General features: G+C 62.7%; 12 protein-coding genes. 6 read left to right on the top strand and 6 right to left on the bottom strand.

Going from position 1 to position 13,064, the window contains the following annotated elements; translation table 11 throughout:
- Positions 1 to 45: 45 nt before the first annotated feature.
- The 5 genes from MKZ91_RS19010 to glpK all read right to left on the bottom strand — a co-directional run bounded on the left by MKZ91_RS19010 (position 46) and on the right by glpK (position 4,092).
- Positions 46 to 1,098, bottom strand: a complete 1,053-nt coding sequence (locus MKZ91_RS19010; RefSeq protein ID WP_336172624.1) for an LLM class flavin-dependent oxidoreductase — start codon at positions 1,096 to 1,098, stop codon at positions 46 to 48.
- A 165-nt stretch (positions 1,099 to 1,263) separates the two neighbouring features.
- The gene (locus tag MKZ91_RS19005) at positions 1,264 to 1,479 is read right to left on the bottom strand and encodes a hypothetical protein (protein ID WP_336172623.1); all 216 of its coding nucleotides are present in this window, start codon (positions 1,477 to 1,479) and stop codon (positions 1,264 to 1,266) included.
- A 46-nt stretch (positions 1,480 to 1,525) separates the two neighbouring features.
- On the bottom strand, positions 1,526 to 1,945 hold the full coding sequence (locus MKZ91_RS19000) for an SRPBCC family protein (RefSeq protein ID WP_336172622.1): 420 nt from the start codon (positions 1,943 to 1,945) through the stop codon (positions 1,526 to 1,528).
- A complete protein-coding gene (locus MKZ91_RS18995) occupies positions 1,942 to 2,265 on the bottom strand; it encodes an ArsR/SmtB family transcription factor (RefSeq protein ID WP_336172621.1) in 324 nt (107 codons plus the stop codon). Before MKZ91_RS18995 ends, MKZ91_RS19000 begins: the two co-directional genes overlap by 4 nt.
- 339 nt (positions 2,266 to 2,604) lie before the next feature.
- Positions 2,605 to 4,092: a glycerol kinase GlpK gene (glpK, locus tag MKZ91_RS18990; protein ID WP_336172620.1), complete on the bottom strand. Its 1,488-nt coding sequence runs from the start codon at positions 4,090 to 4,092 to the stop codon at positions 2,605 to 2,607.
- A 256-nt stretch (positions 4,093 to 4,348) separates the two neighbouring features.
- On the opposite strand from glpK, the gene MKZ91_RS18985 reads away from it, so the two are divergent.
- The 3 genes from MKZ91_RS18985 (at position 4,349) to xdhB (ending at position 9,094) form a co-directional block, all read left to right on the top strand.
- Positions 4,349 to 5,125, top strand: a complete 777-nt coding sequence (locus MKZ91_RS18985; RefSeq protein ID WP_336172619.1) for a 3-hydroxybutyrate dehydrogenase — start codon at positions 4,349 to 4,351, stop codon at positions 5,123 to 5,125.
- 154 nt (positions 5,126 to 5,279) lie between these two features.
- A complete protein-coding gene (gene xdhA / locus MKZ91_RS18980; RefSeq protein ID WP_336172618.1) occupies positions 5,280 to 6,755 on the top strand; it encodes a xanthine dehydrogenase small subunit in 1,476 nt (491 codons plus the stop codon).
- 2 nt (positions 6,756 to 6,757) lie between these two features.
- The gene (gene xdhB / locus MKZ91_RS18975; RefSeq protein ID WP_336172617.1) at positions 6,758 to 9,094 is read left to right on the top strand and encodes a xanthine dehydrogenase molybdopterin binding subunit; all 2,337 of its coding nucleotides are present in this window, start codon (positions 6,758 to 6,760) and stop codon (positions 9,092 to 9,094) included.
- 18 nt (positions 9,095 to 9,112) lie between these two features.
- Here xdhB and MKZ91_RS18970 read toward each other — a convergent pair whose 3' ends face one another.
- A complete protein-coding gene (locus MKZ91_RS18970; RefSeq protein ID WP_336172616.1) occupies positions 9,113 to 9,433 on the bottom strand; it encodes a hypothetical protein in 321 nt (106 codons plus the stop codon).
- Between the two features lie 29 nt (positions 9,434 to 9,462).
- Between MKZ91_RS18970 and MKZ91_RS18965 the strand changes: the two genes are divergently transcribed.
- The 3 genes from MKZ91_RS18965 (at position 9,463) to guaD (ending at position 13,006) form a co-directional block, all read left to right on the top strand.
- Positions 9,463 to 10,377 carry a LysR substrate-binding domain-containing protein gene (locus tag MKZ91_RS18965; RefSeq protein ID WP_336172615.1) on the top strand — a complete coding sequence of 305 codons (915 nt, stop codon included), beginning with the start codon at positions 9,463 to 9,465 and terminating at the stop codon, positions 10,375 to 10,377.
- Positions 10,378 to 10,448: 71 nt separating this feature from the next.
- Complete coding sequence (puuD, locus tag MKZ91_RS18960; protein WP_336172614.1) at positions 10,449 to 11,693, top strand: urate hydroxylase PuuD; 1,245 nt, start codon at positions 10,449 to 10,451, stop codon at positions 11,691 to 11,693.
- Positions 11,690 to 13,006 (top strand): guanine deaminase, encoded by a 1,317-nt coding sequence (gene guaD / locus MKZ91_RS18955; RefSeq protein WP_336172613.1) that lies wholly within the window; start codon positions 11,690 to 11,692, stop codon positions 13,004 to 13,006. The genes puuD and guaD overlap by 4 nt, the downstream gene beginning before the upstream one ends.
- The last annotated feature ends 58 nt before the right edge of the window (positions 13,007 to 13,064 follow it).

The following is a 13,064-nucleotide window of genomic DNA, read 5'->3' as shown; positions in this document are numbered from 1 at the left end:
GCCGAGCGGCAGGTCCGGGGGCAAGCATACCCGGCCCTTCGCTGATCAGACGGCGGCCGCAGCCTTCTCTTCCGCCACGGCCTTGCGCACCAGCGGCGCCACCCTGGTGCCATAGAGTTCGATGCCGCGCATGATCTGGTCGTGCGGCATGGGTCCGATCGCCATCTGCAACAGGAAGCGATCGTTGCGGAAGAGCTTCCAGTTCTCGACGATCTTTTCCGCCACCGTTTCGGGATCGCCGAGGAAGAGGTTGCCGCTGCGGCTGCGTGCCTGATCGAAATGCGCCCGGTTGGTCGGGCCCCAGCCGCGCTCGCGGCCGATGCGGTTCATCACCTCGGCCTGCGGCCCGTAGAACTGGTCGGCGGCAAGATCGGATGTGTCGGCAATGAAGCCGTGCACGTTGATGCTGGTTTTCAGCTTGACCGCATCCTGACCGGCGCGGCGCGCCGCTTCGCGATAGAGATCAAAGAGCGGCGCGAACCGGCGCGGCTCGCCGCCGATGATGGCCAGCGCCACCGGCAGGCCGAGTGCTCCGGCGCGCGCCACCGATTGCGGCGTGCCGCCGACGGCGATCCAGAGCGGCAGCGGATCCTGAAGTGGCCGCGGATAGACCCCGCGATCATTGATCGCCTGTCGCATTTCGCCCGCCCAGGTAACCTTCTCGCTGTCACGCACTGCCATCAGCAGGTCGAGCTTTTCGGCAAAGAGCTGGTCGTAATCGTCGAGCGACTGGCCGAACAGCGGGAAGGACTCGATGAACGACCCGCGACCAGCCATGATCTCGGCGCGGCCATTGGAGATCAGGTCCAGTGTCGAGAACTGCTGGAAGACGCGCACCGGGTCGTCGGAACTCAACACCGTGACGGCGCTGGTGAGCCGGATGTTCTTCGTCTTTGCCGCTGCCGCCGCCAGGATCACCGCCGGCGCGGAGGCCGCATAATCCGGACGGTGATGTTCGCCGAGCCCGAAGACATCGAGCCCGACCTGATCGGCAAGCTCGATCTCTTCGAGAAGGTTCTTGAGGCGACGCTGCCCTTCCCTGCCCTTGTCAGCCGCATTCGGATCGACATCCGCAAATGTGTAAAGCCCGAGTTCCATGATGCCCATCCTGTTTGTGTTGTCACAACAGATAGTTGGCGCGCGGGTGGGCAGCAAATGCTCATCCGGGAAACGCTGTGTTTCCCCAGCGGGTCTAGCGGGGTTGTCCTGCCGGAGCTCGGGCGCCGCCTTTTGCGCGCCCATCTTCGGGCACGGGCGCTCGTGTCATCGCGCGGCGGCCCGGCCGCTGCGCCACCGGGCAGCATAAGGCAGAGCGAACATGTAGAGGCCGGAAAACAAGAGCAGGAAGAGCGGGGGCAGCGGTGAATAGGTGACCCAGGCGGGCGGCTGACCAAGCCCCATGGCGACGAAGTTGGCAATGACCGCGACTGTAAAGATGATCGAAAGCCAGCGGTGGGCCTGGCGAATCCAGATGTTCATTGAGACCTCCCTTTAACGCAATTTTAGATCGATGGTGGCTGCGGGCTCACTCCACCCGCGCCAGCACCTGCTCGAGATTTGCAAAGAACTGCTGCCAGCCCGCCTTGGCGCCGCCATAGGCCTGCTTCTGCTCCTGGCGGAAGCCCGCCTGCTCCATGCGCAGCAAGGTGCCGGTGCGCGTTGGTGTGAGCGTGAACGTCACCACGCTTTTGAGATCAAAGGCGGCATCCTCGTGGGAGAAGTTCCAGGTATAGGCAAGCTCCTTCTCCGGTTCGATGGTGAGCACCTCGCAGTCGAGCACGCCGCCCCACTCTCCGCGCAGGTTGAACCGGTGGCCAACAACGGGCTTGATATCGTTCTTCATCAGCCATTCCTCCACGAGGTGCGGCTGGGTAAGCGCCCGCCAGATCTTTTCCGGCGGATGCGGCATCTCGCGTTCGACCACAACGGAGCGCATGTCATTCATTGGTCCATCCTTTTTAAAAGATCTTCGAGATCGTCAAAACGGTTCTGCCAGAAGCCTGCCATCTGGCTTGTCCAATCGACCAACGGCGCAAGCGCGCCGAGCTGGGCGCTGTAATAGGTGTTGCGACCCTCGTGGCGGTCACGCACCAGCCCGGCCTGCTTCAGCACGCCCAGATGCTTCGAGACGACCGGCTGCGAAACGCCGGCACGCTCGGTGAGCGCCCCGACCGTTCTTTCCCCTTCGCGGCACAGGCGCTCGAAAAGGGCCCGCCGCGTCGGATCGGCAAGTGTCTTGAAGAGAATGTCCTGAGCGTCAGACATCTGGGATCCATACCCCGTTGGCTATGGATTTTTATATAGCCAATCAGCTATATGTTCGTCAAGTCACTCTCACCGATTTGCCGAAAGGTTCTAATTAGGGGACGCTAGAAACAGGAAACCGCACCGATATACGGCAATCCGCAAGATCAAGTGGCGTAACCCACACGCAAGCGTTCATAGCCCAACGGCTATGTAATTCGCATGACAGTGGATTGAGCTCATGGGCGCACGGCTGCACCAGGCCCTGCCCCAATGGGCAAGGCTGAGAGAGAGAGAGAGAGAGAGAGAGAGAGAGAGCTTATGGAAAAAGGAAGACGGTGCCGCCTTCCCTCGTTCACCCTAGCTCAAGGTGCGCTTGACGGCGTTGCGCCAGCCTTTCAGCTTCGCCTTGCGCGTCTTTTCGTCCATGGCCGGTTCGAAGCGGCGGTCGCGCGCCCAGGAACTCGCGAAGTCTTCCTGCTTCGGCCAGACGCCGGCGCGGCTGCCGGCAAGCCAGGCGACACCGAGCGCGGTGGTCTCGAGGATGACGGGCCGATCAACCGGCGCGTCGAGCAGGTCGGACAGCCGCTGCATCGTCCAGTCGGAAGCGACCATGCCGCCATCGACGCGCAGCACGGTTTCCTTGCCGTGGTTGCGCCAGTCCTTGTGCATTGCCTCGAGCAGATCGCACGTCTGGTAGCAGACCGCCTCAAGCGCGGCACGGGCAAATTCCGCCGGTCCGGTGTTGCGGGTCATGCCAAAGATGGCGCCTCGCGCGTCCGGATCCCAATGCGGCGCACCGAGGCCGGTAAAGGCCGGCACCAGATAGACTTCCTGCGTCGGATCGGCGCTTTCGGCAAGCGTTCCGGTATCGGGTGCCGCCTTGATAACCTTCAGCCCGTCGCGCAGCCATTGCACTGCTGCACCGGCAACAAAGATCGAGCCTTCGAGCGCATAGGTGGTTTCGCCGTCGAGCCGGTAGGCAATGGTGGTGAGCAGCCGGTTCTTCGAGCGCACCATGTCCTTGCCGGTGTTGAGCAGCGCGAAGCAGCCGGTGCCATAGGTGGATTTCAGCATGCCCGGCTTGAAGCAGGCCTGGCCGATGGTCGCTGCCTGCTGGTCGCCGGCAACGCCGAGGATCGGGATCGCCGCGCCGAAAAGTGCCGGATCGGTGACGCCGAAATCGGCGGCGCAGTCCTTGACCTCCGGCAGCATGGCGCGCGGCACCTTGAGGATCTTCAGAAGCTCGTCATCCCAGGCGTTGTCGGCAATGTTGTAGAGCAGCGTGCGCGAGGCGTTGGTGGCGTCCGTCACGAAGGACCTGCCTCCGGTCAGTCGCCAGATGAGGAAGGTGTCGATCGTGCCGAAGCACAGCTCACCCTTGGAGGCACGCGCCTGGGCCCGGTCGACGTTGGTCAACAGCCAGTTGAGCTTGGTGCCGGAGAAATAGGGATCGAGCAGCAGGCCGGTCTTCTTGGTGAAGGTCTTTTCCAGCCCCTGCTTCTTCAGCCGATCGCAATAGGAAGCGGTGCGGCGGTCCTGCCAGACGATCGCATTGTGGATCGGGTTGCCGGTCTCGCGATCCCAGACGACGACGGTTTCCCGCTGGTTGGTGATGCCGATGCCGGAGATGTCGCCGGCCTTGATGCCGGCCTTGGCGATCGCCTGCTCAATGGTCAAAATGACCGTCTGCCAGATCTCCTCCGGGTCGTGCTCGACCCAGCCGGATTTCGGGAAAAACTGCCTGAATTCCTTTTGGCCGACACCGACGACCTTCTGCTGGCCGTCGAAGACGATCGCCCGGCTCGAGGTCGTACCCTGATCGATCGCGAGAATATATCCGCCCATATGCCCCTCCCCGGCCACACGCATGTTTATTCACCCGACCTCGAGGGCGGGACTTCATTTCGAAAACTTCAATACGATGGCAAAACGAATGTCAAACGAAAACAAAACGCAACCGGCCGGCTCGGCCATTCCCCACGGCAACTGTGCGGTCTCGAACGCAAAAACACAATTGTCAGCGCCGGCGTTTTACGCGTAGGCTGGCGCTGTTGCGCCGCAACAATGGCAGTGCGCGGCGCCGCAAAGGGAGAGAGCAGCAATGACGAAAACAGCGGTCATCACCGGTTCGACGAGCGGCATCGGGCTTGCGATCGCCAAGGCCCTCGCCAAGGGCGGCGCCAACATCGTGCTGAACGGCTTCGGCAGCCCCGACGAGATCAGAAAAGCGACGGACGAAGTCAGCGCGCTGACAAGCGGAACCGTGCTTTATCACGGCGCCGACATGACGAAACCGGCCGAGATCGCCGATCTGATCGCCACGGCGACGGAGCGTTTCGGCAGCGTCGATATCCTCGTCAACAATGCCGGCATCCAGTATGTCGAAAAGGTCGAGGATTTTCCCATTGAACAATGGGACCGCATCATCGCGATCAACCTCTCCTCCTCCTTTCACACCATTCGCGCCGCCATTCCGAGCATGAAGGCGAAAGGCTGGGGCCGCATCATCAATATCGCTTCGGCCCACGGCCTCGTCGCCTCGCCCTTCAAGGCAGCCTATGTGGCGGCCAAGCACGGCGTGCTCGGGCTGACGAAGACCGTCGCGCTTGAGGTTGCCGAGAGCGGCATCACCGCCAACTCGATCTGCCCGGGCTATGTGCTGACGCCGCTCGTCGAAAAGCAGATCCCCGACCAGGCCCGCACCCGCGGCATCACCGAACAGCAAGTGATCAACGACGTGATGCTGAAGGGCCAGCCGACCAAGAAATTCATTACCGTCGAACAGGTCGCAGCCCTCGCCGTCTATCTCGCCGGCGACGACGCGGCCCAGATCACCGGCACCCATGTGTCGATGGACGGCGGCTGGACGGCGCAATAACGGCCGACATGCGTCAACGGACGGCAGCGCGGGCATGATGTTCCACGCGCTGCCCGCATGGCGTGCAAAAGTCCGTTCGGCCCTTTGCTTTTCTGCATAACCACCTAAGATCAAAGTGATTTCAGGACGTATGCAGCAGCAGGGAATGAATGGCATGCCCCAGCCGACCGGATCGATCAGCTTCATCCTCAACGACCGTGAGGTCGCGCTTTCGGACATCGCGCCGACCACGACCCTGCTCGACTACTTGCGGCTCGAGCGCCGGCTGACCGGCACAAAGGAAGGCTGTGCCGAAGGCGACTGCGGCGCCTGCACCGTACTCGTCGGTCGGCTTGCCGGCGGTTCGCTCGTCTATGAAAGCGTCAACGCCTGTATCCGCTTCTTGGGCTCGCTGCAGGCAGCCCATGTCGTCACGGTCGAACATCTTGCCGCGCAGGATGGGACGCTGCATCCGGTGCAGCAGGCAATGGTCGACTTCCACGGCTCACAATGCGGTTTCTGCACACCGGGCATCGTCATGTCGCTCTATGGGCTCTGGCTTGCAAACGAAGGTCCCAGCCGCGCCGAGATCGAAAAGGCGCTACAGGGCAACCTCTGTCGCTGCACCGGCTACGAGCCGATCGTGCGCGCTGCCGAAGCGGCCGCCAAGGCGCGGCCTTCCGAGATCTTCGACCCGATCACCCGCGAACGCGAAACGATCACCATCCGGCTGAAGGCTCTGGCGCCAACGGAAACCATCACCATCTGGCAGGGCGACAACTGTCTGATCGTGCCGGCCGACGGCGACGGCCTGGCAACGGCCCTTGCCGACAATCCGGGCGCGACGATCGTTGCCGGCTGCACCGATGTCGGCCTCTGGGTGACCAAGCAGATGCGGCCGATCAACCCGGTCATCTTCATCAACGGCATTTCGGAGCTGCAGCAGATCGAGGAGAGCGCGGACGGCCTGACCATCGGCGCCGGCGTCAGCTACACCATGGCGCATGCCGCCCTCAGCAAGACCTTCCCCGGCCTCGGCCCGCTGATCGACCGCATCGGCGGCGAGCAGGTACGCAACATGGGCACGATCGGCGGCAACATCGCCAACGGCTCGCCGATCGGCGACAGCCCGCCGCCCCTGATCGTGCTTGGCGCGACGGTGACCCTGCGCTCGACCAAGGGTCGCCGGACGCTACCGCTCGAAGCGTTCTTCATCGCCTACGGCAAGCAGGACCGAAAGCCCGGCGAATTCGTCGAAAGCATCATCGTGCCGCGCCTGCCGGCCGACGATCTTTTTGCCGCCTACAAGATTTCCAAGCGCCGCGACGAGGACATTTCCGCTTTGCTCGGCGCCTTTCGGCTGTCGGTGGAAGATGGCGTGGTCCAGACCGCTCGCATCGCCTTTGGCGGCATGGCCGCTACGCCGAAGCGCGCCACCAACGTCGAGGCATCGCTGATCGGCAAGCCGTGGAACGAGGAGACGGTTCGCGCGGCGCAAGCAGCCTTCGAGACAGACTACCAGCCGCTCACCGACTGGCGCGCCACCAGCGATTATCGCATGCTGGCAGCGAAAAACCTCTTGATGCGTTTCTTCCTGGAAAGCGGCGGAGAACCCGCACAGTTGGTGCGCTACGCCGCGGGAGAGAGATAGCCATGGACAAATCCACTTTCGAGGAACGCAAGGCGATCCGCGGCGAGATGCATGTCTCGCAGCGCCATGACAGCGCCCACAAACATGTCTCCGGCACCGCCGACTATATCGACGACATGCCCGAACCCACGGGAACCCTGCACGGCGCGCTCGGCATGACTGACCGGGCGCATGCGGAAATCACCGCCATGGACCTGTCGGCCGTCGCCGCCGTACCCGGTGTCGTGCTGGTACTGACGGCCAAGGACATGCCGCATTCAAACGACATCAGCCCCAGCCACCTGCACGACGAGCCGGTGCTAGCCGATGGCCTCGTGCAGTTTCATGGGCAGCCGGCCTTTGCCGTGATTGCCGAAACCCGCGACATCGCCCGCCGGGCGGCACGCCTGGCAAAGATCACCTATCGCGACCTGCCGCATTTCACCGACATTCTCGACGCCGTTGCCCATGGCGGTGAACTGGTGACCCAGCCATTGACCCTGCAGCGGGGCGACGCCGAAGCGGAACTGGAAAAGGCGCCGCGGCGCCTCAAGGGGCAAATGCGCATCGGCGGCCAGGAGCATTTCTATCTCGAAGGCCATATCGCCCTAGCCATTCCCGGCGAGGATGACGAGGTCACTGTTTGGTCCTCGACCCAGCATCCGAGCGAGATCCAGCACATGGTTTCGCATGTGCTCGGCGTGCCCTCCAATGCGGTGACGGTGAACGTTCGCCGCATGGGCGGCGGCTTCGGCGGCAAGGAAACGCAGGGCAATCAGTTCGCAGCCCTTGCCGCGGTTGCGGCAAAGCGGCTCAACCGCGCCGTCAAATTCCGTCCCGATCGAGACGAGGACATGACGGCGACCGGCAAGCGCCACGACTTTCTGGTAGACTACGACGTCGGCTATGACGACGAGGGGCGCATCCATGCTGTTCATGCGAACTACGCGGCACGCTGCGGCTATTCGTCGGATCTCTCCGGCCCGGTCACCGACCGCGCGCTGTTCCACGCAGACAGCTCCTATTTCTATCCGCATGTGAAGCTCACCTCGCAGCCGCTGAAGACCAACACGGTGTCGAACACCGCCTATCGCGGCTTCGGCGGGCCTCAAGGCATGGTCGGCGGCGAGCGCATCATCGAGGAAATCGCCTACCAACTCGGCAAGGATCCGCTCGAAATTCGCAAGCTGAACTTTTATGGCGAGAAAGGCTCCGGTCGCGACATCACCCCCTACCACCAGCAGGTGGACGACAACATCATCGCGCAGATTGTTGCCGAACTCGAAGAGGGTGCCGACTACCAGGCACGTCGCCGGGCGATCCTCGATTTCAATAAAACGAGCCGGGTCATCCGCAAGGGCATTGCGATGACGCCGGTGAAATTCGGCATCTCCTTCACGCTGACCGCCTTCAACCAGGCCGGTGCTCTGGTGCACATCTACCAGGACGGCTCGATCCACCTGAACCATGGCGGCACCGAGATGGGCCAGGGCCTCTACATCAAGGTGGCCCAGGTGATCGCCGACAGTTTCCAGGTCGACCTCGACCGGGTGCGCATCACGGCGACGACGACGGGCAAGGTGCCGAACACCTCTGCCACCGCCGCGTCCTCCGGCTCGGACCTCAACGGCATGGCTGCGCACGACGCCGCACGACAGATCAAGGAACGTCTGGTCGCCTTTGCCTGCGAACGCTGGCAGACGACGCCCGACAATGTCAGCTTCGTGCCCAACCATGTGAAGATCGGCGAAGAGCTCATTCCCTTCCCCGAATTCATCAAGCAGGCCTACATGGGCCGCATCCAGCTTTCGGCCGCCGGCTACTACAAGACGCCGAAGATCCACTGGGATCGCGCCAGTGGCCGCGGCACGCCCTTCTATTACTACGCCTATGGCGCCTCGATTTCGGAAGTGTCGATCGACACCTTGACCGGCGAATACATGGTCGATCGCGTCGACGTGCTGCACGATGTCGGCCGTTCGCTCAACCCGGCGATCGATATCGGCCAGATCGAGGGCGGCTTCGTGCAGGGCATGGGCTGGCTGACGACGGAAGAACTCTGGTGGGACGACAAGGGAAGGCTTCGCACCCATGCGCCTTCCACCTACAAGATCCCGCTTGCCTCCGACCGTCCGAAGATCTTCAACGTCAAGCTTGCGGAATGGTCGAGCAACGTCGAGAAAACCATCGGCCGCTCCAAGGCGGTGGGAGAGCCGCCCTTCATGCTGCCGATTTCGGTCCTGGAAGCTTTGTCGATGGCGGTGGCGAGTGTCGCTGACTATCGCGAGTGCCCGCGGCTCGATGCCCCGGCAACACCGGAGCGTGTGCTGATGGCCGTCCAGCGTCTTCGCAACGCCTGACGGCCACCGGGATTTTCCTCAGATTCGCGGCAGTTCGTTGATGCTCAGCAGATGCCGCGCATTGGCCATGGCCTCCTCGTCGCCGGCATGCGGGCTGTGCACATCCATGAAACCCATGTCTCTTTTCATGTGGTCGGAGAGCGCGTTGACATCGAGCATCGGCTTGGGGGCAACGAGGCCGCCGAACAGGGCGGCCACAAGCCGCGAAACCGGCTCTAGCGAAAGAAATGGTTTTCTTTCAGTATGTTCGTAAGTGTCGCAAGTCATTTCAGCACCTGTTCGTCTTGGGAAGTTGACTTGGAGGATGCCGTGGAGGAGGATCGGAATCCAATCGAACATCCGTCTGCATGCATCAAGAGAACTTATCCATGAAGATGTCGAAGCAGTTTCCGTTGAATGCGCTGCGGGTCTTCGAAGCGGTCGCAAGGCTCGGCAGCTTCACCAAGGCCGGCGAAGAGCTGGGCATGACCCAGACAGCCGTCAGCTATCAGGTCAAGTTGATCGAGGAGAATGTCGGCGAGCCGCTGTTCCTGCGCCGCCCGCGCCAGATTTCGCTGACCGATGTCGGCCAGCGCATGGCGCCACGCGTGACCGAAGCCTTCGAGATGCTGCAGGAGGCGGTTTCCAACGCCCGCGGCGATATCGACAGCGCGCTCCTGATCAGTTCGACGCCGACCTTCGCCTCGCAATGGCTCGCCCGCAACATCGGCAGCTTCCAGCTCGCTCATCCAAACATCGCCGTGCGGCTGACAACGAGCGATGCACTCACCGATTTTACCCGCGAGCCCGCCGATCTCGCGATCCGTTCCGGCGGCGGCGTCTGGCCCGGCCTCGACACCCATCCGCTGATGCGCGTCGAGTTCAGCCCGATGCTGAGCCCGGCGCTTGCCGCCACCATTGGCGGCGTGCACGAACCGCGCGATCTCTTGAAACTTCGCATCATCGATGCCGGCGATCCCTGGTGGCCGATGTGGTTCAAGGCCGCCGGCGTCGACGATCCCGATCTCGAGGGACGGCCACACAGCCGGCTCGGCGCCCAGACCTTCGAGGCGCGCGCCGCCGTCGCCGGCCAGGGCGTCGCGATCCTGACGCCGGAATTCTATCCTGATGACGTGGCGCTCGGCCGGCTCTACCAGCCCTTTGATCTGCGCTGCAGCGACGGTTGCGACTACTGGCTCGCCTATCCGCATGCCCGCCGCAACACCCCGAAGATCCGCATTTTCCGTGACTGGATCCTCGGCGAACTCTGCCCGCCGGAATTCATGCAAGCAAATAGCGCTTGAGGAACTGATCGCCCCTTTTCCCGTCGATCGTTTTTGCGCAAGGTGAAGCGATTAGGACAAAGGGGATCTGAATGTACGAGTTCGCCATCGCCTGGGAATGGCTGGCCTTTGCCGTGCGCTGGCTGCACGTGATTACCGCCATCGCATGGATCGGTTCATCTTTCTATTTCATCGCGCTCGACCTCGGTCTGGTGAAGCGCGATCACCTGCCGGTCGGCGCCTATGGCGAGGAGTGGCAGGTGCATGGCGGCGGCTTCTATCACATCCAGAAATATCTGGTGGCGCCGGCCTCGATGCCCGAGCACCTCACCTGGTTCAAATGGGAATCCTACGTGACGTGGCTCTCGGGCTTCGCCATGCTCTGTATCGTCTATTACGGCGGCGCCGACCTCTTCCTGATCGACCGCCACGTGCTCGATATCTCCGCGACCACGGCGATCCTGATTTCGCTCGCCTCGCTCGGCATCGGCTGGCTGTTTTACGATCTGCTCTGCAAGTCGCCGATCGGAAGGAACACCTGGGGACTGATGGCGCTGCTCTATGTGGCGCTGGTTGTCATGGCCTGGGGCTACACCCAGGTCTTCACCGGCCGCGCCGCCTTCCTGCATCTCGGCGCCTTTACCGCGACGATCATGTCGGCCAACGTGTTCTTCATCATCATCCCCAACCAGAAGATCGTCGTTGCCGACCTGATCGCCGGCCGCACGCCCGACCCGAAGCTCGGCGCGCAGGCCAAGCAGCGCTCGCTGCACAACAACTACCTGACGCTACCCGTCATCTTCTTCATGCTGTCGAACCACTACCCGCTGGCATTTGCGACGGCGTTCAATTGGATCATCGCCGCCCTCGTCTTCCTGATGGGCGTTACCATCCGCCACTGGTTCAACACCACCCATGCCCGCAAGGGCAGGCCGACCTGGACCTGGTTGGTCACCGCCCTTCTCTTCATCCTTATCATGTGGCTGTCGACCGTACCAAAGGTGCTGACCGGCGGCGAAGACAAGAAGGCAGAGGTCGCACCGGTGTTTGCGCGCTTCGCCCAGAACGCCCACTTTCCCGCCGTCAAGGATACGGTGTCAACGCGTTGTTCGATGTGCCATGCGGCCGAACCGGTCTATGAGGGCATTACCCAGGCGCCAAAAGGCGTCGTGCTTGAAAGCGACGCGGAGATTGCCGCCCATGCCCGTGAAATCTATATCCAGGCCGGGCGCAGCCATGCGATGCCACCCGGAAATGTAACGGACATGACGACGAACGAGCGCCAGCTTTTGACAGCCTGGTTCGAAAGCGCCGTCGAGGAAGGCAAGACACAATGACCACCACCCTCATCCGCGGCCGGCTCTTGAGCTTCCACCGCGCGCCGACGTCGATCGACGACAGCGCCGCCTACAGCTACGAGAGCGACGGCGCGCTTCTGGTTAAGGGTGGCCAGATCATTGCCAGCGGCGCTTACGCTGCGGTCAAGGCGGCCGCCCCCGAAGACGTGGCCGAAACCGACCACCGTCCGCACCTGATCGTGCCCGGCTTCATCGACACCCACCTGCATTTCCCGCAGATGCAGGTGATGGCCTCCTATGCCGCCAACCTCTTGGAATGGCTAAACACCTACACCTTCCCGGAGGAATGCCGTTTCGTTGAAAGCGCCCATGCTGAGCGCATCGCCACACGCTTCTTCGACGAGATGGTCCGCCACGGCACGACGACGGCGACCGCCTATTGCTCGGTCCACAAGGCGTCTGCCGATGCCTTCTTCGCCGAGGCGCTGCGCCGCGACATGCGCATGGTCGCCGGCAAGGTGATGATGGACCGCAACGCCCCGCAAGGCCTGCTCGATACGCCTGAGATGGGCTACGACGAGACGCGCGCAGTCATCCGCGACTGGCACGGCAAGGGCCGCAACCACGTGGCGATCACCCCGCGCTTCGCCATCACCTCGACGCCGGAGCAGATGGAGGTCGCCAAGTCTCTCGTGCGCGAATTCCCCGACCTGCACGTCCAGACGCATCTTTCGGAAAATCGCGACGAGATCACCTTCACCTGCGAACTCTATCCCGAAGCCATTGATTATACCGACGTCTACGCCCGCTACGGCCTGCTCGGGCCCAAGAGCCTGTTCGGCCACTGCATCCATCTGTCCGAGCGCGAGGCGGATGCGATGAGCGAGACCGGTTCGGTCGCCGTCTTCTGCCCGACCTCCAATCTCTTTTTGGGCTCCGGCCTCTTCCCGCTACGCGCGCTCACCCGGCGCGACAAGCCGGTGCGCACCTCGGTCGCCTCCGATATCGGCGGCGGCACCAGCTACTCCATGCTGAAGACGCTCGATGAGGCCTACAAGATCCTGCAATTGCAGGGCGAGCGGCTGAACCCGTTCGACAGCTTCTTCATGATGACCCGCGGCAACGCCGAAGCACTGTCGCTCGTCGACAGGATCGGCACGCTCGAAGCCGGTACCGATGCCGATTTCATCGTGCTCGACATGGCGGCAACGCCCGCCATGGCGCTGCGGGCCGAAGTGGTCAACTCGCTTGCCGACGAGCTCTTCCTGTTGCAGACCATGGGCGACGACCGCGCGATCGTCGAAACCTATGTGGCCGGCAAGCCCGCCAAATCGGCGCTCGCCGCCGCGTGACACACCCAAAGCAGAGAGGTCAAGAAAATTGACCTCTCTGCTTTCTGGCTATTAACAA

The organism is Ensifer sp. MJa1, assembly GCF_037026475.1.
Taxonomy (GTDB): Bacteria; Pseudomonadota; Alphaproteobacteria; order Rhizobiales; family Rhizobiaceae; genus Ensifer.
Note: the sequence above shows the minus strand (reverse complement) of the source record. Positions and strands in the feature narration are given on the sequence as shown.